General features: G+C 33.7%; 26 protein-coding genes. 14 read left to right on the forward strand and 12 right to left on the reverse strand.

The annotated features are described in order from the left end of the window. Positions 1-47: 47 nt before the first annotated feature. The gene (locus DRF58_RS03955; protein ID WP_116033110.1) at positions 48-305 is read left to right on the forward strand and encodes a hypothetical protein; all 258 of its coding nucleotides are present in this window, start codon (positions 48-50) and stop codon (positions 303-305) included. Positions 306-654: 349 nt separating this feature from the next. Here the strand turns inward: DRF58_RS03955 and DRF58_RS03960 are convergent, their stop codons facing one another. Then, positions 655-2,793: a S9 family peptidase gene (locus tag DRF58_RS03960; RefSeq protein WP_116033217.1), complete on the reverse strand. Its 2,139-nt coding sequence runs from the start codon at positions 2,791-2,793 to the stop codon at positions 655-657. Between the two features lie 316 nt (positions 2,794-3,109). On the opposite strand from DRF58_RS03960, the gene trhO reads away from it, so the two are divergent. The 5 genes from trhO (at position 3,110) to DRF58_RS03990 (ending at position 6,958) form a co-directional block, all read left to right on the forward strand. Beyond that, on the forward strand, positions 3,110-4,471 hold the full coding sequence (gene trhO, locus DRF58_RS03970; RefSeq protein ID WP_116033115.1) for an oxygen-dependent tRNA uridine(34) hydroxylase TrhO: 1,362 nt from the start codon (positions 3,110-3,112) through the stop codon (positions 4,469-4,471). Between the two features lie 8 nt (positions 4,472-4,479). Beyond that, positions 4,480-5,724 carry a peptidase U32 family protein gene (locus DRF58_RS03975; RefSeq protein WP_116033118.1) on the forward strand — a complete coding sequence of 415 codons (1,245 nt, stop codon included), beginning with the start codon at positions 4,480-4,482 and terminating at the stop codon, positions 5,722-5,724. Between the two features lie 36 nt (positions 5,725-5,760). Beyond that, on the forward strand, positions 5,761-5,991 hold the full coding sequence (locus DRF58_RS03980; RefSeq protein WP_116033121.1) for a ferredoxin: 231 nt from the start codon (positions 5,761-5,763) through the stop codon (positions 5,989-5,991). Between the two features lies 1 nt (position 5,992). After that, positions 5,993-6,574 (forward strand): 5-formyltetrahydrofolate cyclo-ligase, encoded by a 582-nt coding sequence (locus DRF58_RS03985; protein ID WP_116033123.1) that lies wholly within the window; start codon positions 5,993-5,995, stop codon positions 6,572-6,574. Between the two features lie 147 nt (positions 6,575-6,721). Further along, positions 6,722-6,958, forward strand: a complete 237-nt coding sequence (locus DRF58_RS03990) for a hypothetical protein (RefSeq protein ID WP_116033126.1) — start codon at positions 6,722-6,724, stop codon at positions 6,956-6,958. Between the two features lie 32 nt (positions 6,959-6,990). Here the strand turns inward: DRF58_RS03990 and DRF58_RS03995 are convergent, their stop codons facing one another. Together DRF58_RS03995 and DRF58_RS04000 are read right to left on the reverse strand one after the other, a co-directional pair. Continuing rightward, a complete protein-coding gene (locus DRF58_RS03995) occupies positions 6,991-7,587 on the reverse strand; it encodes a hypothetical protein (protein WP_185144527.1) in 597 nt (198 codons plus the stop codon). Further along, a complete protein-coding gene (locus DRF58_RS04000; protein WP_116033129.1) occupies positions 7,571-8,668 on the reverse strand; it encodes a hypothetical protein in 1,098 nt (365 codons plus the stop codon). Before DRF58_RS04000 ends, DRF58_RS03995 begins: the two co-directional genes overlap by 17 nt. Positions 8,669-8,837: 169 nt before the next feature. On the opposite strand from DRF58_RS04000, the gene DRF58_RS04005 reads away from it, so the two are divergent. Beyond that, positions 8,838-9,050, forward strand: a complete 213-nt coding sequence (locus DRF58_RS04005; protein WP_116033132.1) for a hypothetical protein — start codon at positions 8,838-8,840, stop codon at positions 9,048-9,050. 51 nt (positions 9,051-9,101) lie between these two features. On the opposite strand, the gene DRF58_RS04010 is transcribed toward DRF58_RS04005, so the two are convergent. Beyond that, the gene (locus tag DRF58_RS04010; RefSeq protein ID WP_116033135.1) at positions 9,102-9,872 is read right to left on the reverse strand and encodes a TrmH family RNA methyltransferase; all 771 of its coding nucleotides are present in this window, start codon (positions 9,870-9,872) and stop codon (positions 9,102-9,104) included. A gap of 92 nt (positions 9,873-9,964) precedes the next feature. On the opposite strand from DRF58_RS04010, the gene lptB reads away from it, so the two are divergent. The 3 genes from lptB to DRF58_RS04025 all read left to right on the forward strand — a co-directional run bounded on the left by lptB (position 9,965) and on the right by DRF58_RS04025 (position 11,965). Beyond that, positions 9,965-10,693 (forward strand): LPS export ABC transporter ATP-binding protein, encoded by a 729-nt coding sequence (gene lptB / locus DRF58_RS04015; protein WP_116033137.1) that lies wholly within the window; start codon positions 9,965-9,967, stop codon positions 10,691-10,693. 27 nt (positions 10,694-10,720) lie between these two features. After that, positions 10,721-11,359, forward strand: a complete 639-nt coding sequence (locus tag DRF58_RS04020; protein ID WP_116033140.1) for a hypothetical protein — start codon at positions 10,721-10,723, stop codon at positions 11,357-11,359. A gap of 123 nt (positions 11,360-11,482) precedes the next feature. Then, positions 11,483-11,965, forward strand: coding sequence for a DinB family protein (locus tag DRF58_RS04025; RefSeq protein ID WP_116033142.1), 483 nt, complete (start codon positions 11,483-11,485; stop codon positions 11,963-11,965). Positions 11,966-12,010: 45 nt separating this feature from the next. On the opposite strand, the gene DRF58_RS04030 is transcribed toward DRF58_RS04025, so the two are convergent. Together DRF58_RS04030 and DRF58_RS04035 are read right to left on the reverse strand one after the other, a co-directional pair. Next, the gene (locus DRF58_RS04030; protein ID WP_116033145.1) at positions 12,011-12,973 is read right to left on the reverse strand and encodes a helix-turn-helix transcriptional regulator; all 963 of its coding nucleotides are present in this window, start codon (positions 12,971-12,973) and stop codon (positions 12,011-12,013) included. 134 nt (positions 12,974-13,107) lie between these two features. Then, a complete protein-coding gene (locus DRF58_RS04035) occupies positions 13,108-14,835 on the reverse strand; it encodes an ABC transporter ATP-binding protein (protein WP_116033222.1) in 1,728 nt (575 codons plus the stop codon). A 248-nt stretch (positions 14,836-15,083) separates the two neighbouring features. On the opposite strand from DRF58_RS04035, the gene DRF58_RS04040 reads away from it, so the two are divergent. The 3 genes from DRF58_RS04040 (at position 15,084) to DRF58_RS04050 (ending at position 17,786) form a co-directional block, all read left to right on the forward strand. Next, positions 15,084-15,656 carry a cob(I)yrinic acid a,c-diamide adenosyltransferase gene (locus DRF58_RS04040; protein ID WP_116033147.1) on the forward strand — a complete coding sequence of 191 codons (573 nt, stop codon included), beginning with the start codon at positions 15,084-15,086 and terminating at the stop codon, positions 15,654-15,656. Positions 15,657-15,671: 15 nt separating this feature from the next. After that, a complete protein-coding gene (locus tag DRF58_RS04045; protein WP_116033150.1) occupies positions 15,672-16,304 on the forward strand; it encodes a thiamine diphosphokinase in 633 nt (210 codons plus the stop codon). A 90-nt stretch (positions 16,305-16,394) separates the two neighbouring features. After that, positions 16,395-17,786, forward strand: a complete 1,392-nt coding sequence (locus tag DRF58_RS04050; protein ID WP_116033152.1) for a type III PLP-dependent enzyme domain-containing protein — start codon at positions 16,395-16,397, stop codon at positions 17,784-17,786. A 75-nt stretch (positions 17,787-17,861) separates the two neighbouring features. On the opposite strand, the gene DRF58_RS04055 is transcribed toward DRF58_RS04050, so the two are convergent. Continuing rightward, positions 17,862-18,494, reverse strand: a complete 633-nt coding sequence (locus DRF58_RS04055; protein WP_116033155.1) for an NAD(P)H-dependent oxidoreductase — start codon at positions 18,492-18,494, stop codon at positions 17,862-17,864. A 166-nt stretch (positions 18,495-18,660) separates the two neighbouring features. Here DRF58_RS04055 and DRF58_RS04060 point away from each other — a divergent pair, with 166 nt between their 5' ends. Further along, positions 18,661-19,008 carry a winged helix-turn-helix transcriptional regulator gene (locus DRF58_RS04060; RefSeq protein WP_116033158.1) on the forward strand — a complete coding sequence of 116 codons (348 nt, stop codon included), beginning with the start codon at positions 18,661-18,663 and terminating at the stop codon, positions 19,006-19,008. 100 nt (positions 19,009-19,108) lie between these two features. Here the strand turns inward: DRF58_RS04060 and DRF58_RS04065 are convergent, their stop codons facing one another. The 5 genes from DRF58_RS04065 to DRF58_RS04085 all read right to left on the reverse strand — a co-directional run bounded on the left by DRF58_RS04065 (position 19,109) and on the right by DRF58_RS04085 (position 21,220). After that, a complete protein-coding gene (locus DRF58_RS04065) occupies positions 19,109-19,414 on the reverse strand; it encodes a serine hydrolase domain-containing protein (protein WP_123902355.1) in 306 nt (101 codons plus the stop codon). Between the two features lie 391 nt (positions 19,415-19,805). Next, entirely contained in the window at positions 19,806-19,955 is a 150-nt protein-coding gene (locus DRF58_RS18350; protein ID WP_157966704.1) for a hypothetical protein, read from the reverse strand. Between the two features lie 15 nt (positions 19,956-19,970). Beyond that, positions 19,971-20,540 carry a YIP1 family protein gene (locus DRF58_RS04075; RefSeq protein ID WP_116033162.1) on the reverse strand — a complete coding sequence of 190 codons (570 nt, stop codon included), beginning with the start codon at positions 20,538-20,540 and terminating at the stop codon, positions 19,971-19,973. Positions 20,541-20,543: 3 nt separating this feature from the next. Then, positions 20,544-20,948, reverse strand: a complete 405-nt coding sequence (locus DRF58_RS04080; RefSeq protein WP_116033165.1) for a PH domain-containing protein — start codon at positions 20,946-20,948, stop codon at positions 20,544-20,546. A 5-nt stretch (positions 20,949-20,953) separates the two neighbouring features. After that, positions 20,954-21,220: a DUF2089 family protein gene (locus tag DRF58_RS04085; RefSeq protein ID WP_116033169.1), complete on the reverse strand. Its 267-nt coding sequence runs from the start codon at positions 21,218-21,220 to the stop codon at positions 20,954-20,956. Between the last annotated feature and the right edge of the window lie 101 nt (positions 21,221-21,321).

Genomic DNA, 21,321 nt, shown 5'->3' on the forward strand with positions numbered 1-21,321 from the left:
TGGATTAGAAAATTTTTCTAACTTTGATAAGCTTAAATATTCAGAAAATGGAAATCACGATAAAAGATTTGGAAAACGATTTGAAGTCTTTGCCAAAAGAACTTCTTCAACAGGTGAGTGATTATGTTGCTTTTTTGAAACAAAAGTATAACGGACAAGTCAATGAGGATTGGGCAACTTATTTATCCACAAGCCAAAAAGAATCTATTGAAAAAGGTGCTTCTGATATTGAAGAGGGAAGGGTTATTTCCCACGATGAAGCGAAACAAAAGATAAAGGAATACCTTAATTCAAAAACTGTCTAAGTGGAAATTATTTGGTCAGATGAGTCTCTCCAAAACTATTTTGTAGTTTTAGACTATTTGTTAGAGAATTGGACGATTAGAGAAGTTGAAAAGTTCGAAAATAGTTTTGATGCTCTTATAGAACGATTTAAATCTAATAAAGAAATTTGCCCAAAATCTAAGTTCCTAAATTATAGAAAATGTCTTATTGACGAACATAATTCCTTAATTTACCAAGAAGTAAATCACACTATTTTTCTAATTACAATTATTGACAATAGAAGCTTACACAATTATTAAAAAAACCGCAAAAGAAATATTTTCCGCGGTTTTTATATTCAAACTTTAGTCTTCCGACTTTTAGCAATTTCTACAAATTCTCCAAAATGAAATTCGTCATTTTCTCATAAAGCTGAGGTCTGGTTTGTCCACCATAGATTCCGTGGTTTTTGTCCGGATAAGCCATAAAATCAAATTGCTTTTTATTCTGAATCAGAGCCTCGGAAAACTCCATTGAGTTCTGGAAATGCACGTTGTCATCCGCTGTTCCGTGGATCAAAAGGAATTTTCCTTTCAATAAATTAGCAAAAGTTGTCGGTGAGTTTTGGTCGTAACCTTCCGGATTTTCCTGTGGCGTTTGTAGGAATCTTTCGGTATAGATGCTGTCATAATATCTCCAATTGGTAACGGGTGCGACAGCAATTCCCATTTTAAAAACATCAGCACCTTTTGTCATGGCCAAAGAAGTCATATAGCCACCAAAACTCCAACCGAAAATCCCGATTCTAGATTTGTCTATATAGGACTGATTTCCAAACCATTTGGCAGCAGTAATTTGATCTTCAATTTCATATTTGCCTAATTGTTTGTAAGTTGCTTTTTTGAATTTTGCACCTTTATAGCCTGTTCCGCGTCCATCTACACAGGCTACAACGTAACCTTTTTGAGCCAGCATTTCGAACCAGATTCCGTTTCCGCCGTCCCAAGAATTAGAAACCTGTTGAGAACCAGGACCAGAATATTGGAACATAAATAATGGATATTTTTTGTTCGGATCAAAGTTTTTAGGTTTGATAATCCAAGCGTTCAATTGGTCGCCAACAGAATTTGGAATGGTAATGAATTCCTTCGTTACAAAGTTATCTTTCTGAAGTTTAGAAAGCAATTCATTATTGTTTTGAAGTTCCTTAATTTCTTTTCCATTCGCATCTTTTAGTACAAATTTGTAAGGAGAAGCAGCAGTAGAATTGGTGTTAATAAAATAGTTGAAAGACTTGCTAAAACTTGCCGAGTTATTTCCTTCTGGATAAGAAATCAAAGTTGTTTTTCCGGAATTGATATTCAGTTTAGAAACGACTTTATTCAAGCTTCCTTTTTCAGTGGTTTGGATGTAAGCTTCTTTGGTTTTCGGGTTGTAACCATAATAATCTGTGATTTCCCAATTGCCTTTTGCAACTTGTTTTTTCAGTTTTCCAGATTTGTCGTACCAATACAATTGTCTGTAACCGTCACGCTCCGAAGCCCAAAGGAAAGAGTTGTCATCCAAGAATTCCAAAGTCAAATTGTCGGTTTCTATCCAAGCGTTATCTGTTTCCGAAAATAATTTGGTTAAGTTCCCGGATTTTGTATCCACTTTTATCAAATCCACTTTGCTATGATGTCTGTTGCTGGTTGCAATGACAATTTCATTAGCATCGTTCGTTTGCCAAAGTTGTGGAATGTAATGGTTCTCAAAACTTCCAAGATTCAGAGCTGTTGTTTTCGCTGAATTTAATTGATAAAGATTAGCAGTAACTGTTGAATTAGTTTCTCCGGCTTTTGGATATTTGTATCGCATCTCCGTTGGATAAAGCGATTTCCCGTAGATTGGAATATAAATTTCTGGAACTTTTGACTCATCGAATCTTACAAAAACAATCGCATCGCCTGCTTTGTTCCATTGGTAATAATCTGCGTGTGAAAATTCTTCCTCATAAACCCAGTCTCCAAGTCCATTAATTATAGAATTTTTCTTTCCGTCAGTTGTAATCTGCGTGATTTTTCCGGAAGTCAAATCCTGATAGAACAAATTATTATCAACGATAAAAGCCACTTTGCTTCCGTCCGGAGAAAACTTCGGTTCCTGAATCCAGTTTCCATTATTAAGTGGCATTACTGTATTTGATTTCAAATCCTTAACATCAAATTTTCCCAAGAATGAATGTCTGTAAATCGGTTCACTTTCTTTCTGAAGAAGAATTTTGGATTCGTCTGGAGAGAAAATGTAAGATTCGAAACTTCCATTTACGATATTTCCAACTTTCTGGAATGTTTTATAGCTATATTTTGCGATTCCGTCTTTTTCTATAGTGGCGTAGTTTTCACCATCGTTAAGGGAAGCAATTCCAGCAATTCCTTTTCCACGGTAATATCCAGAGTAGATTTTGTCTAATGTAATTTCTTGTGCATTAATACTTTGTGAGAAAACTGCTGTCATCATAACAACAGAAACAAGGATTTTTTTGTTCATTATCTTTTTATTTTTATTTAAGGAATTCACGAACCTTGCGGTTTCATTTTTCAAATTTTAATGACGTAAATATAATAAAGATAAATTGTTTCAAATATAATCTTTGGGAATATCGAATTGCCAATGCGTGAGGGATAGTAGAGGAAATCCTTTTCTGTTTACAAAACAGAAAAGATTGTAACGGATAGCCCGACCCAAGCTTTGGACTTAGCCTTGGAAAGGGACACGCCCAAAAACTGACAACCATCAACTGGAAACTATCAACTAATATTTGTATCTTTGCACCATTATTTTTCTCACTTAAAACGTTTATAGCATGCAACTGTATAACACCTTAAGCGCAGAAGAAAGAGCTCAACTTATTGATGAAGCTGGTAAGGAACGCCTTACATTGTCTTTCTATGCGTACGCCAAAATTGAAGATCCCAAAAAATTTCGTGACGACTTATTTATAGCCTGGAACGCTCTTGACGCGTTGGGTCGTATTTATGTAGCGCACGAAGGAATTAATGCTCAGATGAGTGTTCCTGCGGAGAATTTTGATGCTTTTCGTGATACGCTGGAAGTTTATGATTTTATGAAAGGCATTCGCTTGAATGTGGCTGTTGAGCAGGATAATCACTCTTTTTTGAAATTAACAATCAAGGTAAGAAACAAAATTGTTGCTGATGGTTTGAATGACGAAACTTTTGATGTGACCAATAAAGGAATTCACTTAAAAGCTCAGGAATTCAATAATATGTTGGAAGACCCAAATACAATTGTAGTAGACTTCAGAAATCATTATGAAAGTGAAGTGGGGCATTTTGAAGGCGCCATTACACCGGATGTGGAGAATTTCCGTGAAAGTTTACCTATTATTAATGAGCAATTACAAGATTTCAAAGAAGATAAAAATCTGTTGATGTATTGTACAGGAGGAATTCGTTGTGAAAAGGCGAGTGCTTATTTCAAACATCAAGGTTTTAAAAATGTTTACCAGTTAGAAGGCGGAATTATTGAATATACACGTCAAATAAAAGAGGAAAACATTGAAAGTAAGTTTATTGGAAAAAATTTCGTTTTTGACCACCGTTTAGGAGAAAGAATTACGGATGATATTATTTCTCAGTGTCATCAATGCGGAAAGCCTTGTGATAATCATACAAACTGTGCGAATGATGCTTGTCATTTGTTGTTCATCCAATGTGATGAATGTAAAGCTAAGATGGAAAACTGTTGCTCAACAGAATGCCTGGAAACCATCCATTTGCCTTGGGAAGAACAGGTTGCAAGAAGAAAAGGATTGCAGGTTGGTAACAAAATTTTCCGAAAAGGCAAATCTGATGCGTTGAAGTTTAAACAATCCGGGGATTTGTCAACATTTACGTTGGCTAAAGCAACAGAGGCAAAAACAAAGGATGTCCGCCAAAAAATAAAAGTTAAAAAAACGTTGATTGGTAAAGCAGAACATTATTTTACCAAATCTAAAATTGCTCAGTTTTTAATTGAAAATAATGAGCTTGTTGTAGGTGATAAAGTCTTGATTTCTGGGCCAACAACTGGTGAGCAAGAAGTTACAATTACAGAACTTTTTGCAAATGGCGCTTCAACTGAAATAGCTAAAGTGGGTAATCAAGTTACTTTTGAGCTTCCTTTCAGAGTTCGTTTGTCCGATAAGTTGTATAAAATCTTATAAGATTTAAGATGACAAACAGTGGTAGAATAGAGTTGATGGCGCCAGCAGGCGATTTTACATCAATGCAAGCGGCTTTGGATAATGGTGCAGATTCCATTTATTTTGGTGTAGAACAACTGAATATGCGTGCTAGAGCATCAATGAACTTCACCATTGATGATTTACAAGAAATAAATAAACGTTGCTCAGAAAAAGGAGTGAGAACCTATCTTACACTCAATACAATTATATACGATCACGATTTATCTATTATAAAAACACTTCTTGATAAAGCAAAAGAGGCTAATATTACAGCAGTCATTGCGATGGATCAAGCGGTAATTTCTTACGCGAGACAAATCGGGATGGAGGTTCATATTTCTACACAAATCAATATCACAAATATTGAAACAGTAAAATTCTATGCACTTTTTGCCGACACAATGGTTATGAGTCGCGAATTGAGTATTACCCAAATCAAAAAAATATGTGACCAGATTATAAAAGATGATATAAGAGGGCCATCTGGGAATTTGGTTGAGATTGAGATTTTTGGTCATGGAGCTCTTTGTATGGCTGTTTCGGGTAAATGTTATTTGAGTTTGCACTCAGCCAACTCTTCTGCTAATAGAGGAGCTTGCAAACAAAATTGTAGAAAAAAATATACGGTCATCGATCAGAAAACAGGTTTTGAAATAGAACTTGATAATGAGTATATGATGTCACCAAAAGATCTTTGTACGATCAGTTTTCTTGATCAGATCATAGATTCGGGTGTGAAAGTTCTAAAAATCGAAGGACGCGGACGTGCTCCTGAATATGTTGCGACAGTTGTAAAAGCTTATAGAGATGCAATTGATGCTATTTCAGAAAAGACTTTTTCTCAGGAAAAAGTTACAGAATGGATGTCTAGGCTGGAAACAGTTTATAATAGAGGTTTTTGGAGCGGATATTATCTTGGTCAGGAATTAGGTGAATGGTCTGACAATTCCGGCTCTAGTGCTATTCAAAAGAAAGTTTACGTTGGGAAAGGTCGTCATTTTTATCCAAAATCTAATATTGCAGAATTTCTTATAGAAGCTTATGATTTGACTGTGGGAGATAAAGTTTTGATTCAAGGTCCTACAACAGGTTCACAAGAAATGATTATTGAAGCCATGCAAGTTGACGAAAAGCCAGAAGCTAACAAAGCTTCTAAATCTGATGTAATTACAATCAAGACAGATTTCCGTGTTCGTCCTTCTGATAGATTGTATAAAATAGTTCAAGCTTAATAAAGAATTTTTTCTATTATATTTTGATTCCTAAAGATGGTAATTGTAACACTTCAGCGAGATAAATGTATCGGTTGCAACTATTGTGAAGAGTTCGCGCCAGAGTTTTTTAGGATGTCTAAAAAAGATGGTAAATCAGTATTGTTGAGATCGATTGATAAAAAAGGCTTTTACACGATTAAAACGCCACAACATGAGTCTTTTGAACCATGCGATAGAGCATCTAAAGCTTGTCCTGTGAATATCATTTCAGTTAAAGAAATTTAGGATGAATTTTAGTCTTACAAAAAAGGAACTTCGAACGATTTATAAAGAGAAAAGAATGGCTTTATCACAAGATGAGGTCCATTTTTTATCTGAAAAAATCTATGAACGATTTGTTTTACAATTTAATGTTATTGAAAATCAAAAAGTTAACATTTTTTTACCGATTCAAAAATTCAATGAAGTAAATACTCAGATTTTTATTGATTATTTTTTTAATAATAAAATTCGGGTTTTTGTTCCGAAAATTCAAAATGAAAAATTGATTTCTGTAGAGGTTTTTCCAGATTCAGAATATGAAATTAATAGTTGGGGAATCAAAGAGCCGATTTCTGATGTCGATTCAAATGTCGATTTAGATTATGTTTTGACGCCTTTGTTATATTGTGATAGATCTGGAAATAGAATTGGATATGGAAAAGGGTTCTATGATTCTTTTTTTTCTGGGAATTATAAAATTAATAATAAAATCGGATTAAATTTCTTCTCTCCAAAAGAAGATGTCTCCGATGTTTTTGAACTAGATTTGCCTTTAGATGGTTTAATTACCCCCTATGAATATTGTGGTTTTAATTTAAATCATTGAAAATCAATATTGTTAATTTGTAAAAATGTTTACAATGAGATTACAAAGTATTTATTGGTGATTTTTATCAGACCGTTCTACCTTTGTCTTGTAATTATAACACGATAATTCACAAACAACAATATTAATAATTTAAATTTTTAGAAAATGAAAAAGTCATTATTTGTAGCTGCTATTGCTGCTATCGCTCTTGTAGCTTGTAAGAAAACTGATAACGTAGAAGCTGCTGCTGTTGATTCTGTTGACGCTAATGCTGATTCTGCTGTTGCAGCAATCGATTCTACTGCAACTGCTACAGTTGATTCTGTAAAAGCTACAGCTGATTCTGCTAAAGCAGAAGTAAAAGCTGACGAGAAAGCTGCTAAAGAAGAAATCAAAAAATAATTAAATCCCAGATTTAATTAAAACAAAACCCGCTATAGAGCGGGTTTTGTTGTTTTTATAGTATCAGAATCTTTCTTGTAGAAATTTGAGAAATAGAATTTGAATTCTTTTTGGAATTTTACAGGAGAAGCTTTCAACATATATTGCGCTTTTCTATTAACAGTCGTGATATACGTTCTTTTATTGTCATAATATTCGACATCAAAATTGGCAAAATCCAATGTGTCTTTGTCTATAACAGATTTTGAAGTTGTTAGATTATTCACTTTGGCAAACCTCACTTTCAAACTATCCATTTCTTTTAACAAAGGCTTCAGATTATTAGAATCTTTTGTCAGAAAATGGGCTTGCATTTGCGTGTAAATTACTGAATCTATTTCTGTGTCTTTGTTTCCCGAAGTGTAAAGCGTGGATAAATCAAGCAAATCCTGAACTTTTTGAGATGTAATTACATTGGTTGCCTGCAAACTATCCAGTTTTGTTTTGGAATAACTTACATTGTTGTTAGCATTTCTAATTGTTTCCAAAGAGTTCTCTTCGCCTTCATACTTTTTGTTGCAGGAAATAAATCCTAAGATGATCATTGATAGAGATAAAACCCACCAATAAAATTTATTTTGATTTTTCATCGTCTGTGATTTTGAATCTAATCATTACTATTTTTCCATTTTTCATTTGAGAATCAATCACTTCCAGCTTTTCCAAAGAAGTTGTCGGAAGCGTAACCAGCGAGATGTATTTCTGTTTATCTAAGGTCTCAATGCCATAGATATCACTATCAACCACTTGGTAAATAAGTGCGTTGTCGCTGATGAGTCGATTTAGTTCACTCGTTTTTTTCTTAAAATCTATGATTGATTTTGAATAATAATATAACTGAATAGCATAATCGTTCGGTTTCAATTCTATGTTTTCTGATTCAGGAGCATTCGTGAGATCTCTAGTAACAACATCTGTCCTGTAGAAAGGAGAAGAAATTACCATTTTTAAACTTTTACTTTTTGTCTCGTAAACAAAAGGCGAATTTGGTTTTACCTTGAAAAGAATAGGAGACTCATTTTCTCTAATGATTTTCACATCCAGCTCTCCTTTTATAGATGAGTTTCTATCTGCATCAGTAAAAGCATAAGTGTATTTTTTATAGAAGAGATTGTCATAAAAAATCAATACAAGAACTACAGCAAATAAAAATGCCGAAATTCCTAACCAAAGATATCCTCTGAGAAAACTCTGCTTTTCACTTTTAAAATTAATATTTTGATTGATTTCATCAAAAGCTTGATTGTCTATAGAAACAAGAGGTTTTGTAATTTTTTCTGAAAGATTGCTTTCTTCAATTTTTATAATTTCAGAAACTTGTGATTCGGTTTCAATAGTAGTTTTAGGTTCAATTACAGCTCTTTGTTCAGTTGTAATTATAGGGTTTTTCTTTTTAAAGTCAGACCAAGAACTGTATCCAGAATAGACAGCTAGAATATTAAGCATATCGATTCGCGGGATTTTTTCCTGAGAATTATTTTTGAAGTAAGTATAAAAAGTTTTCTCACTTATATTTCCTTTAGCCTTTTGTCTCAAATCTTCTTGGAAATAAATAATATCTATTCCTTTCCATTTGGAAATATCATCATATGCTGGGGAATGCGTTTCAAGATATTTGTCCTGAACAGCCTTTTTTAAGGATTGAAAATGTAAAAATTCGGTATCGCTCAAAATTCTGTTTTATTCTTAATTCGTTGATTTACAGTATTTGTTATTTGTAAATCGTGTTTTACAAATATATTACAATTAATTTTCAAAACAAAAATTTTTTCTCGTTATAATTTTGTGCCGTTCAAATAAGGACAATCTATTAACTAACAATTTAAATTTTTTTATTATTATGAAAAAGTCATTATTCGTAGCTGCTATCGCTGCTGTTGCTCTTGTAGCTTGTAAAAAAACTGAAACTGTAGATACTGCTGCTGCTGATTCTACTGCTACTGATTCAGCTGTTGCTGTAGTTGATTCAGCTGCTACTGCTGGTGTTGATTCTGTTAAAGCTGCTGCTGATTCAGCTGTTGCTAAAGTAGACTCTGCTGCTGCTAAAAAATAATCTTAACCCAGTTAAGAATTTGAAACCGTTTCTTTCGAGAAGCGGTTTTTTTTATTTCTCTAATTTCTGTCTTAGGATTTCATAACAAATAATCGCTGCGGCATTGCTTAGATTTAGAGAGTCTATTGTTCCTGACATTGGAATTAAAACATTTTCTCCTTTTCCTTTCCAAAAATCACTTAAGCCAGAATGTTCAGTTCCAAATAAAATAGCAGACTTGGTTTTCAAATTCTTCTCTTGAATATTTCTCGCATCATCACTCATAAAAGTGGTGAAGATATTATAATCATTGATTTTAAGGAATTCTAAAGTTTCCTCGTTGGAAGCTTGAAAGATATTCATTCCGAATAAGCAACCTACGCTTGAACGAATCACATTTGGATTATAGAAATCTGTTCTTGGGTCTGTCATAATCAAAGCGTTGATTCCGAAAGCTTCACAACTTCTTAAGATTGCACCAAGATTTCCCGGTTTTTCTACACTTTCTAAAATGATGATTGCAGAATCTTGTTTTGGTTTGAACTCGTCAAGATTTCTTTGTTCTAATTTGTAAATCCCGATAATCCCTTCCGTTGTTCCACGATAAGCGATTTTTTCATAAAGTTTTTCGGAAACAAAATGAATTTTAGAATCTGGTAATTTTCCGTTGAAAATGCTTTCGCAGATATAATATTCTTCTGGCTGATTCCCGAAATGTAATGCTCTTTCGTTTTCCTGTTGACCTTCTACGATGAAAACGCCAGCTTTTCTTCTGTCTTGATTTTTGGATAGAAGTCTTGTCAGTCTTTTGATTTTTTCGTTTTGAAGGCTTTCTATGAGCATTTTAAGATTTTTGCAAAGATAATAAATTGTAAAAGTTTAACTTCCATCTTCTGACATCTGTCTTCCAACAAAAAAATATATATCTTTGTTTTATGATTTTACGAGGAGAAAATTTAATCAAGGAATACGGACCGAAAAAGGTGGTGAAAGGCGTGTCATTGGAGGTTCAGCAAGGAGAAATTGTTGGACTTTTGGGACCAAATGGAGCAGGGAAAACGACTTCTTTCTATATGATTGTAGGATTGGTGAAGCCAACTTTGGGCAATGTTTTTCTGGATAAGCAAAATATTACGAAAGATGCGATGTACAAACGTGCGCAGAACGGAATTGGGTATCTTGCACAGGAAGCATCAGTTTTCAGAAAGTTGTCTGTTGAAGATAATATCTTGGGTGTTTTGCAATTGACGAAGCTTTCCAAAAAAGAACAGCAGAAAAAATGTGATGAATTGATTGAAGAATTTCATTTGGAGCACGTTCGTAAAAACAGAGGTGATTTGCTTTCCGGAGGTGAAAGGCGTAGAACCGAAATCGCTCGTTGTTTGGCTACAAGTCCTAATTTTATTCTTTTGGATGAACCTTTTGCAGGAGTTGACCCGATTGCGGTGGAAGATATTCAGAAAATTGTAAGGTCTTTGGTTGAGAAGAATATTGGAATTCTGATTACCGACCACAACGTTCAGCAGACTTTGGCAATTACAAACAAAACTTACATTATGTTCGAAGGGAAAATCCTGAAAGAAGGTCTTCCTGAAGATTTGGCAAACGACCCAGATGTAAGGAAAGCTTATCTTGGAGAGAATTTTCGGTTTGAGAAGATATAAATGGATGGAATTATATAGATATTAATTATGAAACCAGATAACGTTATTTTTATTGGTGTAATTTTGAGTGTATTAGGAGCTTTAACTGCAGGTATTGGAACTTGGAGAAAAAGTATTTCTTCCCGAGTTGATTCTGATAAGCAAAAATTAGAGATAACTTCTTTAAAGCAACAGAATCAGATACTCAAAGATGATTTGACGGGATATTCAACTGGAGGAGATAGTTATTTGGATATGATGCCAGTAATGTTAGGAAATGATTTTTTCAAATTTATTATAATACAAAAAGGAAAATATCCCCTTTCAAATGTTGAAATGTGGTATATAAATATGAATGGATGGGATAAAATGAGTAGTATGCAAGCTAGTGAATATCAAAATAGGAGCAGACATAGTACATTAAGTAATTTGGGGTATTTTCGACAAAATGGAATTAAGGAAATTGAAAATTTTAAGTTTGATAAAAATTTAGGTGTTTATCTACAATTTCACTTTTTTACTAATAACGGAACTCCAACAATAATTTTTAGAGGTAAGTGGGTAAATAATAAATGGGTGTTTGCTAAAAAAATAATCACAGGACAAAGTAAAGAACCAATTTATGATTTTGACCCAGATTATCCAGCACGTGCTGACAAAGATTCAACAATTAATGATTTTTATTAGGCGGTCGGAATAATCTTATTTTTTTAAAATTTATTTTCAATAATATTTAATCTTCCCAAAACTCTACTGACATACTATTGTCACAACTGCGCCATAAATTTGTATCAAATAAAACAAACTATTATGAACGCAAACGCAAAAGTCTTGGACTCACAACAGCTTTTAATCCATTGGCAAGGCCACAGAAATCTGACAAGAAGAGTGATCGAAGCTTTTCCAGAGAAAGATTTATTCGAGTTTTCAATTGGCGGAATGAGACCTTTCGCAAAATTGGCTTTAGAATTATTGGCTATTGGCGGACCAGCACTTAAAAGTATCGTTGGACAAACGATTGATGCTTTCAACGAAGAAGCTTTCCAACCAACAACCAAAGCAGAAATCCTTGCAAAATGGGATGAAGAAACAGAAACGATTAATGAATATTTTTCTCAAATTTCGGAAGAGCGTTTTCAGGAGATGTTCAATCTTTTTGGACAGTATGAATTTCCGATTTATCAGAATATTCTTTATTTCGTGGACAACGAGATTCATCACAGAGGACAAGGTTATGTTTACCTGAGAGCGTTGGGAATTGAACCTCCGTTTTTCTGGGAGAGAGAAAGATAATTTTATATGCTTGATTTGAATTTAAAGTCTGCTTTTTGGCAGGCTTTATTTTTTGTTCAATTGGCTAGAAATTTTACTGATTAAATCATTCATTGTATCTTTGAGATAATCGGGTTCTATGATTTCTGCAAAGTCTGCAAACGTAATTAGCCAACGCGGAAAACCTTCTTCAATCCATTCGGTTTCAAAAGTCATCAGTACTTTTTTATTAATTTCTTCTTCAGAAATCAGCCCGTAATATTTTTTCGAATTGACGAGAAAAGGCAAGATTTTTTTCTCAACCAAAAGCTTAACACCAACTTTCTGATTTTTAGATTTTTTTCGATAATCGCCAACGTTTCCATATTCTTGATGAAACGGATTTTCAGTTTTCTCAATTTTTAAAATTCTGTCCACACGAAATTGTCGGAAATCCTTTCGCATCGTACAAAATGCCATCACATACCAATAATTGACTTCGTAGAAAATCCCAACAGCTTCGATGATTCTTTCACTAGCCTCATCTTTAACATTTTGGTAATGAAATTTCAATTGTTTTTTATCAGCAATACTTTCCAAAATTGTTGGAATGATATTTTTGATATTATCAGATTTCTCAGGTCGATAAGAATAGATGTCAATTTGATTTTCAATATTCTGAACCAGATTCTTCTCCGAATTTCTAATGACCGCTTTTACTTTTTCCATTGCAGAATTGTAATGAGAATCGAGACTTTCGTGAGAAAATTTCTGCATCAATTTTTCGGCAGTAATGAAGCTCAAAACTTCTTCTTTTGTGAACATCACAGGCGGAAGTTTGTAACCGTCAACCAAAGAATAACCTGAACCAGCTTCTCCAAAAATTGGAATCCCTGCATTTTCAAGAGTCTTGATATCTCTGTAAATCGTTCTGATGCTTACATCAAATTTCTCCGCCAAATCCAGAGCACGGACAATTGATTTAGTTTGCAGTTGTGTCAGAATCGATGTGACTCGGTCTATTTTTTTAATGTAATGGTCTTCGTTCATTTTTGGGTTTTCAATGACTCATTAATAGAAACTGATTTTAGTAATTTTTTGAAGTTAATTTTCTCGCAGATTAATTAGATTTTGCAGATTTAACAAAATAATCTGCTCAATTTGCTCAATCTGCGAGACTTTAATCATTCATCTTTGTAAGTTTTCACGAGTCTATCAAGATTCAGACTTCTTGCAGAAGCATCGAAGATTTCTCGGTAAGTTCCTTCTTTTTCATAAAGTTCCTCGTGCGTTCCGTTTTCTACAACTTCGCCTTTTTTCATCACATAAATCATATCCGAATCCAAAATCTGCGACAACGAATGCGAAATAATAATCACAGTTCTGTCTTTTTTAATTGCGTCCAGAGAGTTTTTGATTTGCTCTGTTGCAATCGCATCCAGACTTGCCGTTGGCTCATCCAAGAAAATAATTGGCGGATTTTTTAAGAATAATCTTGCTATGGCAATTCTTTGTTGTTGACCTCCGGAAAGTTGTGTTGCATCGTGATTGTAACCATCCGGTAAATCCAAAATCTGTTCGTGAAGATAAGCTTTTGTCGCCGCTTCTTTGATTTGGTCAAGAGTGGCTTCCAGATTTCCATATCGGATATTATCTTCAATACTTCCTTTGAAAATGTGATTTTTCTGAAGAACCAAACCGAGGTCATCACGCAGATATTCATTGTCGAAATCATTTAGATTGTTACCATCCAAAAGAATTTCTCCAGAATCAGGTTCGTAAAACTTACAAAGCAAATTGATAACTGTTGATTTTCCAGCGCCGCTTAATCCAACCAAAGCCGTCGTTTTTCCATTTTCGATTTTGAGAGAAACATTTTTCAAAGCTTTCATTCCGTTTGGATAAGTGAAATCTACATTTTTGATTTCGAAACTGCCTTGGATTGGAATATTATTAATTGTTCCGTTCGGTTCGGTTTCATCGTCGTCATTCAGAATTTCAAAATAACCTTCGGCATAAATGAAAGCATCATTCATATCATCATAAATCCTGTGAAGCTGACGGATAGGCGCAGAAACATTATTAAACAACATAATATGAAGCATAATCGCACCAATCGTCATCTGCTGGTCAAGTACAAGATAAACCGTCAAAAGGATAATCAAAACGACGCCAAATTGCTCGATAAACGTTTTCAATCCATCGAAAATAAAACTGGTTCGCCTTGTGTACAATTGACTTTCCATCAATTGCATCTGGAGATTGTATTGTTTTCTGCCTTCAAATTTTTCACGAACAAAACTCTTAATCACCATTATCGAATTAATGAGATTCAGAAGCCCGGAAGTTTTTTGTTCTCTTTGATTTCTTAAAGTTCGTCTTACATTTCCTAGTTTTTTCGCTTGTCTTGATGTCACATAAAAGTAAATTGGAATTACAAATGTCGAAACCAAACCAACATAAAGATTCTGCATATACATTACAATCAATGCAATAATCGCAGTTGAAAATAATGGAAGAATATCGATGAAAAAGTTTTGGACGAGTTTTGTCAAGCTTTCAATTCCTCTGTCGATGCGGATTTGAAGTTTTCCTGATTCGTGTCGGTCATCGTTATAATAAGCGATTCTGTAAGTCAGGATTTTGTCAATTGCCGCTTGCGCTAATTCTGAGCTAACATTGATTCTAATTTTTTCGCCATAAAATTTCTGCCCAAACTGAATAAAAATATTAGCCAATTCTTTTCCTAAAAGTATAATCGAAATCAGAATCAAAACGTGAATTCCTTCTGACATTGGATGAGGAAGTTGTGTCAATTTTGTGACTTCATCAACTGTATATTTTAAAACAATCGGGTTGACTTGTGCAAATAAAGCGCCGATAAAAGTCAATGCCAAAGTTCCGAAAACCATCCATTTGTAAGGTTTTATAAAACTTTTCAATTGATTGAAAATGTGGATAAGATTGGTTGTTTTCTGAAAAGGTTTTTTCATAACAGCAAGTTAAGAATTAATTTAAAACCACATAGACACATAGGAAATGCTTAACAGAATTAAGTTTAAATAGCTATTTGAACTTTTAGAAAAAATTCATTTTAAATTCTATTGTGCGTATGTGGTTCAAAAATAAAAAGGTTAATTTTATCCAATAATATTTCAGAATGAAAATATATACAAAAACAGGCGACAAGGGCGAAACCGGACTTTACGGCGGAAGCAGAATCTCTAAAGCCAGCGCAAGAGTAGAATCTTATGGAAACATCGATGAATTGAATGCTTGTATTGGTGTTGCAAAATCTCATATCGAGGATGAGAATGTTATTAATCAGCTCAAAAAAATTCAGTTTGATTTGTTTACCGTCGGTTCTGAAGCTTCGACGCCAATTGATAAATTGTTTTTGGCTAATGGAAAAGCAAGATTGCCCCTCGTGATTTCCGACAAAGAAATTGAAGAGCTGGAAAATTGGATGGACGAAATGGAAGAGAAAGTGGAACCTTTGCAATATTTCATTTTGCCTGGAGGAGGAAAAGCGGCGACTTTTCTTCACGTAGCGAGAACGGTTTGCAGACGTGCAGAAAGAAGTTTGGTTTTCCTTAATCAATCCGAAGAAGTGAGAGCGGAATTAATCAAGTATCTGAACCGTTTGTCTGATTATCTTTTTGTTTTGGCAAGATATATTTCGAAACTTCATAATGAGCCAGAAGAATATTGGAATCCTAATTATAGAAGTTAGAATTAAATTTTTTAAATGAAAAAAGCACTTCTTTTCATCAACGGAGATTCTCCAAAAGCGATTCCTAATTTGTCAGGTTATGATTTGATTGCTTGTACAGACGGCGCTTTTCATTATTTGAAACAATTGAAATTTCCTTTGGATAAGCTGGATTTTATCTCGGGAGATTTCGATTCACATAAAATTGAAGAAGAAATTATTCAGCAAGCTCAGAATTATCAATTTGAAATCATAGAAACTCCTGACCAAAATAAAACCGATTTTCATAAAGCTTTAGAAATCATTATCGAAAAAGGATTTGATAACATCGATGTTTTTGGTGGAAGTGGAGGAGAGCAGGACCATTTTCTCGGGAATCTGAGTGTTGCTTTTGCATTTAAAGATAAAGTGAATCTTCATTTTTTTGATGAATATTCATCATATTACTTTATTCCGAAAAAATTCACAATTTCTGATGTCAAAGGGAAAATGATTTCCCTGATGCCTTTTCCAATTGCCAAAAATATCGAAACAAAAGGATTGAAATGGCCTTTGTATAAGGAAGATTTGATTCTCGGAGAAAGAATCGGAACTCGGAATATTGCTGAAAATAAAGATGTTACAATCAAGTATAAAAAAGGTGATTTGCTGATTTTTGTCGGGAATTAATTCATTAATTTTTATGGAATTATTAACGTGAATATTCAGTTTATTTCATCATTTTTGCATCGTAAAACAATTAAACTTTTTTAGCCAGAAATGAAAATAAAATATTCTGAACTAATTGACCAAACGCTTTATTTTCCGACTGAGGAATTCAGTGTAGAAGAAAATAATCTGAAGTTCCACGACATCAATCTGATGGAAGTTGTGGAAAAATTCGGGACTCCTTTGAAGTTCAATTATTTACCAAAAATATCTCAGAATATAGAAAGGGCAAAATTCTGGTTCAAAGAAGCTTTTGAAAAGAACGATTATCAGAAAAATTACAGATATTGCTACTGCACAAAGTCCAGTCATTTTGCCTTCGTTGTAGAGGAAGCTTTGAAGAATGACATCAGTTTGGAAACGTCTTCGGCTTACGATATGGATATCGTGAAATCGCTTTATGAGAAAGGGAAAGTTGATAAAGATATCGAGGTGATTTGCAACGGTTTCAAGACTGACGATTATCTGGCAAAAATCTCTGACCTTATCAACAAAGGTTTCGAAAATATAACGCCTATTCTAGATAACTACAGAGAGCTAGATAAACTTACGGAAAGCATTGATAAAACTTTCAATATCGGAATAAGAATTGCATCTGAGGAAGAGCCGAAGTTCGAATTTTATACCTCAAGATTAGGAATCGGATACAAAGATATTATTCCTTATTACAGCCAAAAAATTGCTGAACATCCGAATGCTAGGCTGAAAATGCTTCACTTTTTCATCAATACGGGAATCAAAGACACGGCTTATTATTGGAACGAATTGTACAAATGTCTTCGTGTTTATGCAAGATTGAAAAAAATTGCTCCGGAAGTTGATTCCTTGAATATTGGTGGCGGTTTTCCAATCAAGACTTCACTTAATTTCGATTACGATTATCAATATATGGTGAACGAAATCGTGTCTCAGATCAAGAAATTTTGTGAAGAAGAAGGTGTTGAAGAGCCAAATATCTACACAGAATTCGGAAGTTTCACAGTTGGAGAAAGTGGAGGACATTTATATAAAATTATTTCTCAGAAACGTCAGAACGACAGAGAAAAATGGAATATGATTGATTCGTCTTTTATGACTACTTTGCCAGATACTTGGGCGATTTCTCGTCACTTTATTATGTTGCCACTTAATCGTTGGGATGATTCTTACGAGAGGGTTTTTCTTGGCGGATTAACTTGTGATTCAGATGATTACTATAATTCTGAACAACATACGAACGCTATTTATCTTCCTGTTTTCAATGAGACAAAACCGTTATATATTGGCTTTTTCCATACGGGAGCTTATCAAGAAACGATTGGTGGTTATGGTGGTGTTCATCACTGTTTGATGCCTCAGCCAAAGCATATTTTGATTGATAAAGACGAGGACGGAAATATCACTTACGAATTGTTCCGAGAAGAGCAAAGAGCTGAAGATGTCTTGAAACTTTTGGGATATTAAGTTTTAGATAATAGACATTTAGATAAAAGATAATAGACAAAAAAGCGTCCTGAAAATATCAGGACGCTTTTTAATTTATTTGATTTCTGTAATGAATTCTTCTTTTGGAGTTCTGTATTTTTTCAGATTTACCAGCCAGTCATCGCTTGTATCTCTGTAGCCTAAAGGTAAAATCACAACACTTTTTAAACCTTTTTCAGCGAGTCCTAATAATTCGTCTAGAGCTTGATTGTTAAATCCTTCCATTGGAGTTGCGTCCACTTTTTGTTCAGCAGCTGCAGCAATTGCCAATCCAAAAGATATGTAAGCTTGTTTTGCTGCGTGAGTTGCGTGCCATTCGTTGCCAAGTGGTTCGTACATTCCCCAAAGTCTGGTTTTATAATCGTCCATCGCTTCTTTTGGAATTCCTCTTTCAGATGTGGTTTTTTCGAAAACTTCGGAGATGCTGTTATGAGAATAACCGTCCCAAGCTGCCCAAACTAAAAGATGAGAACCTCCAGTAATTTGAACTTGGTCGAAAGCAATCGGCTGGATTTTTTCCAATAATTCTTTGTTAGTGATTACGAATAATCTGTATGGTTGCAAACCTGAGGAAGATGGAGCTAATCTCGCGGCTTCCACAATGTAATCTACTTTATCTTGAGGAACGATTTCCCCGTTCATTTTTTTAGTTGCATAACGCCAATTCAAGTCTTCTAATAAACTCATTTTTTTATAATTTTTTGATTTGAAGAGTCAAAGGTAAATAAGAAAAGTTTATTTTTGTAATCAAGTTACAAAAAGTTACCGTTACGAAAAAGTAACTTATTTGAAAATCAGATTCTTATAAATTTGATTTAATGAAAATTAATATAATCTGAAATAAAAATTCTTTATGAAAATAAAATGCCCAAAATCAAATCTTGCAGCTGTTCAGGATACGATGGATATCCTGAAAGGAAGATGGAAAATCGCAATCATTGCGGCTTTGTGTTACGATAAAATGCGCTTTTCGGATTTACAGAAAGAAATCGAAGGCATTTCTGCGAAAATGCTGAGCAGCGAATTGAAAGATTTAGAAATCAATCAATTGGTAAAAAGAACCGTTCTCAATACTCAACCAATCAGTGTAGAATATGAATTGACAGACTACGGAAGAACGCTGAAAAAAATCATAGAACATCTTGCCGAATGGGGAATTCAGCATCGTAAACAGATTACGGGGAAAGTTTTAGAAAATTGAACAAAAACGTGACTTATCAGAAATGAAAAGCCTCGTTTTTTATTGATGAATTGTGTTTTTAAAATTTCCTGTTAATTTTTAATTAGTCAATCTCTATTGCTTATTTCTTGGTATAGTTATAAATTTTTCCGTCGTTTCCGAATTTTGGATAAGTATAATCTGCATCATAAATCATACTCAATATTCCTGCTCCAAACTCATTATGATGATATTTTTCTCCATTAATAATCATTGAAACCGAATAATCTTCTTTCGTATTATAAGATGTGATAGCGTGACTTCCCGCACTATCACCACCGTGTTCAAAAGAAACCTGATTGTAAAACGGAACAGCCATTATTCCTAATCCAAAATTCATAGGTTTTTTAGGATTTGGCAACATCTTGTCTAGCGTTTCTTTTTTCAAAAACTTTCCATCGAATAAAGCATTAATGAAAAGATTCAAATCATTAGGCGTTGAAACAATGTCGCCTAGACAAAATCTTCAACTTCTACCCATTTTCCGTCTTGGTTCTCGTAAGATTTGAAAACATTAGTTTGATTGTCAAGAACTGAAAAAGTGTTTTTCAGATTAGCTTTGCTGGTGATGTAATGTTCTCCTGCGTAATCTCCTAGACCACTTTTGTGAGTTAAAAGATTTTCGATTGTGATTTTGTCAGCATTTGGAGCATCTGGATAATATTAGGAAAGTTTGTCGCTGAGGTTCAGTTTTCCTTTTTCTACTTGTTGCATCAACATAATTGAATAATTTGCTAATGGAACCAACTTGATATCTGGTATTAGAATCCCATTTTACATTAGGCAATTGATCTTGACCAAAGTTTATTCAGAATCAGAGGGAGTTTTATCGCGCCAAGATCGATTTCTCCTTGCCAAGAACCCGTTAAGTCTTGGGCGTAAAAAGTCTGTGCTAATAAAATCAGCACCAATAAAAATTTGGTTTTCATAGAATTATATTTTGTTTAAAGTATAGTTTGACTAAAGATTGTTAATATTAATGAAACCACTGCAAAGAGTACAATATGTTGCCACTTTTTGATATTTGTAGCCGTTTTGAATCCATTATAGTAGAGTACGAAACTGTAAATCATAAATGGTAAAGTTGCTAATGCAAAAACTGTAACAACGATCAGGTTGATTGTTTCTATTTGATTTGGGTTGCCGGCGCTTTTCGTAATACTTTCAGTTGCATTTTTCAAAAAAGACATTCCGGAAATTGGCATTATCAAGATCATAGGAATGGTACAAATCAAAACAGTATTGATAATATCGATAATTCTTGTTCTGTTATTAAGGAATTTAGCAAGAATAAAAATAACGATGATTGCCAAAATATAACTCAAGGTGTTGATTTTCAAAACATCCCAAATTGTTTGGTTTTCTTCCAAATGAGAAAGGTGAAAAATACTGTCATTCACATTTCCGGCATAATAACAACCAAAGATGTTCAGAATGAAAAATAGTATTCCTGTAATCAGGAGGTTTTTCTCATCATATTTTTCAAACGGATTAAAAATAGTTTTCCAGGTCATAGTTTATTCTTTTACATTAATATTTGGATTAATTTTCAGAAGTTCATTTTTGAATTCTTCGAAGTTTTTTGGAGAGATTACGATGCTATTATTTCTGTAATAGATTTCAACTCTTCCAATAACGCTCGGAGCCGGTGAAGAAAGTTGATTCCAGGTTTTTTCTATTTTGTAGATTTCTTTCACATCAATTTTTGTGGTTCCAAAAATCGAATTTTTGATATAGAAAAACTCTTGGTCTAATTTATATTTGATTGAAAAACAAAGACCTAAAACCAATCCAAAAATTATCATTGAAAATGTCAGAGCTTTCCAATTATGTTTTAAAATTTCTTGATAAGTTGAAAAAATCATTACCACAAAAACGAAAAGCAATAATTCCCAACCGACTCTTACAGGAATGTTTTTCATCGTTTTCAGTTTTGAAGTTTTTTTACTCTTTCGATGAGATCATCCATTTTGTTTCTCATCGTCGGGTAGGAGAGTTCTGCTTGTTTCGCCATTTCTTTGATGCTTCCGCTGGAAAGAAAAAAGTTGAGGACAAACTCCTGCTCTTCTCTATTCAGTTTCAAAAGAGTAGGAAGTTCATAATCACCATTCACTTGAGTTGCGCAAGATGGACAAGTCATTTGGCTAACATTAAGCGTATGGTCACAACTTGGACAGATGATAGGAAGTTTCATTAATTTTAATTTTGTTTTACAAATGTAATAATTATTTTAATAAAATTAAAAATAATTTTAATTTTATTAAAATCAATCTTGATTTATAGTCATAAAAAAAA

It is taken from the genome of Epilithonimonas hispanica (assembly GCF_003385395.1).
In the GTDB taxonomy this organism is placed as follows: domain Bacteria; phylum Bacteroidota; class Bacteroidia; order Flavobacteriales; family Weeksellaceae; genus Epilithonimonas; species Epilithonimonas hispanica.

Excerpts from the sequence above, each read along its gene's own strand:
- DRF58_RS18350 (WP_157966704.1), bottom strand. The coding sequence starts at position 19,955 with ATGAAAACCAAATTTTTATTGGTGCTGATTTTATTAGCACAGACTTTT.
- DRF58_RS04060 (WP_116033158.1), top strand. The coding sequence starts at position 18,661 with ATGAAAATAAAATGCCCAAAATCAAATCTTGCAGCTGTTCAGGATACG.
- DRF58_RS04020 (WP_116033140.1), top strand. The coding sequence starts at position 10,721 with ATGAAACCAGATAACGTTATTTTTATTGGTGTAATTTTGAGTGTATTA.
- DRF58_RS04075 (WP_116033162.1), bottom strand. The coding sequence starts at position 20,540 with ATGACCTGGAAAACTATTTTTAATCCGTTTGAAAAATATGATGAGAAA.
- DRF58_RS03985 (WP_116033123.1), top strand. The coding sequence starts at position 5,993 with ATGAATTTTAGTCTTACAAAAAAGGAACTTCGAACGATTTATAAAGAG.
- DRF58_RS04005 (WP_116033132.1), top strand. The coding sequence starts at position 8,838 with ATGAAAAAGTCATTATTCGTAGCTGCTATCGCTGCTGTTGCTCTTGTA.
- trhO (WP_116033115.1), top strand. The coding sequence starts at position 3,110 with ATGCAACTGTATAACACCTTAAGCGCAGAAGAAAGAGCTCAACTTATT.
- DRF58_RS03990 (WP_116033126.1), top strand. The coding sequence starts at position 6,722 with ATGAAAAAGTCATTATTTGTAGCTGCTATTGCTGCTATCGCTCTTGTA.
- DRF58_RS04055 (WP_116033155.1), bottom strand. The coding sequence starts at position 18,494 with ATGAGTTTATTAGAAGACTTGAATTGGCGTTATGCAACTAAAAAAATG.
- DRF58_RS04035 (WP_116033222.1), bottom strand. The coding sequence starts at position 14,835 with ATGGTTTTCGGAACTTTGGCATTGACTTTTATCGGCGCTTTATTTGCA.
- DRF58_RS04085 (WP_116033169.1), bottom strand. The coding sequence starts at position 21,220 with ATGAAACTTCCTATCATCTGTCCAAGTTGTGACCATACGCTTAATGTT.
- DRF58_RS04050 (WP_116033152.1), top strand. The coding sequence starts at position 16,395 with ATGAAAATAAAATATTCTGAACTAATTGACCAAACGCTTTATTTTCCG.
- DRF58_RS03960 (WP_116033217.1), bottom strand. The coding sequence starts at position 2,793 with ATGAACAAAAAAATCCTTGTTTCTGTTGTTATGATGACAGCAGTTTTC.
- DRF58_RS04010 (WP_116033135.1), bottom strand. The coding sequence starts at position 9,872 with ATGCTCATAGAAAGCCTTCAAAACGAAAAAATCAAAAGACTGACAAGA.
- lptB (WP_116033137.1), top strand. The coding sequence starts at position 9,965 with ATGATTTTACGAGGAGAAAATTTAATCAAGGAATACGGACCGAAAAAG.
- DRF58_RS04045 (WP_116033150.1), top strand. The coding sequence starts at position 15,672 with ATGAAAAAAGCACTTCTTTTCATCAACGGAGATTCTCCAAAAGCGATT.
- DRF58_RS03980 (WP_116033121.1), top strand. The coding sequence starts at position 5,761 with ATGGTAATTGTAACACTTCAGCGAGATAAATGTATCGGTTGCAACTAT.
- DRF58_RS04080 (WP_116033165.1), bottom strand. The coding sequence starts at position 20,948 with ATGAAAAACATTCCTGTAAGAGTCGGTTGGGAATTATTGCTTTTCGTT.
- DRF58_RS03955 (WP_116033110.1), top strand. The coding sequence starts at position 48 with ATGGAAATCACGATAAAAGATTTGGAAAACGATTTGAAGTCTTTGCCA.
- DRF58_RS03995 (WP_185144527.1), bottom strand. The coding sequence starts at position 7,587 with ATGAAAAATCAAAATAAATTTTATTGGTGGGTTTTATCTCTATCAATG.
- DRF58_RS04040 (WP_116033147.1), top strand. The coding sequence starts at position 15,084 with ATGAAAATATATACAAAAACAGGCGACAAGGGCGAAACCGGACTTTAC.
- DRF58_RS04030 (WP_116033145.1), bottom strand. The coding sequence starts at position 12,973 with ATGAACGAAGACCATTACATTAAAAAAATAGACCGAGTCACATCGATT.
- DRF58_RS03975 (WP_116033118.1), top strand. The coding sequence starts at position 4,480 with ATGACAAACAGTGGTAGAATAGAGTTGATGGCGCCAGCAGGCGATTTT.
- DRF58_RS04025 (WP_116033142.1), top strand. The coding sequence starts at position 11,483 with ATGAACGCAAACGCAAAAGTCTTGGACTCACAACAGCTTTTAATCCAT.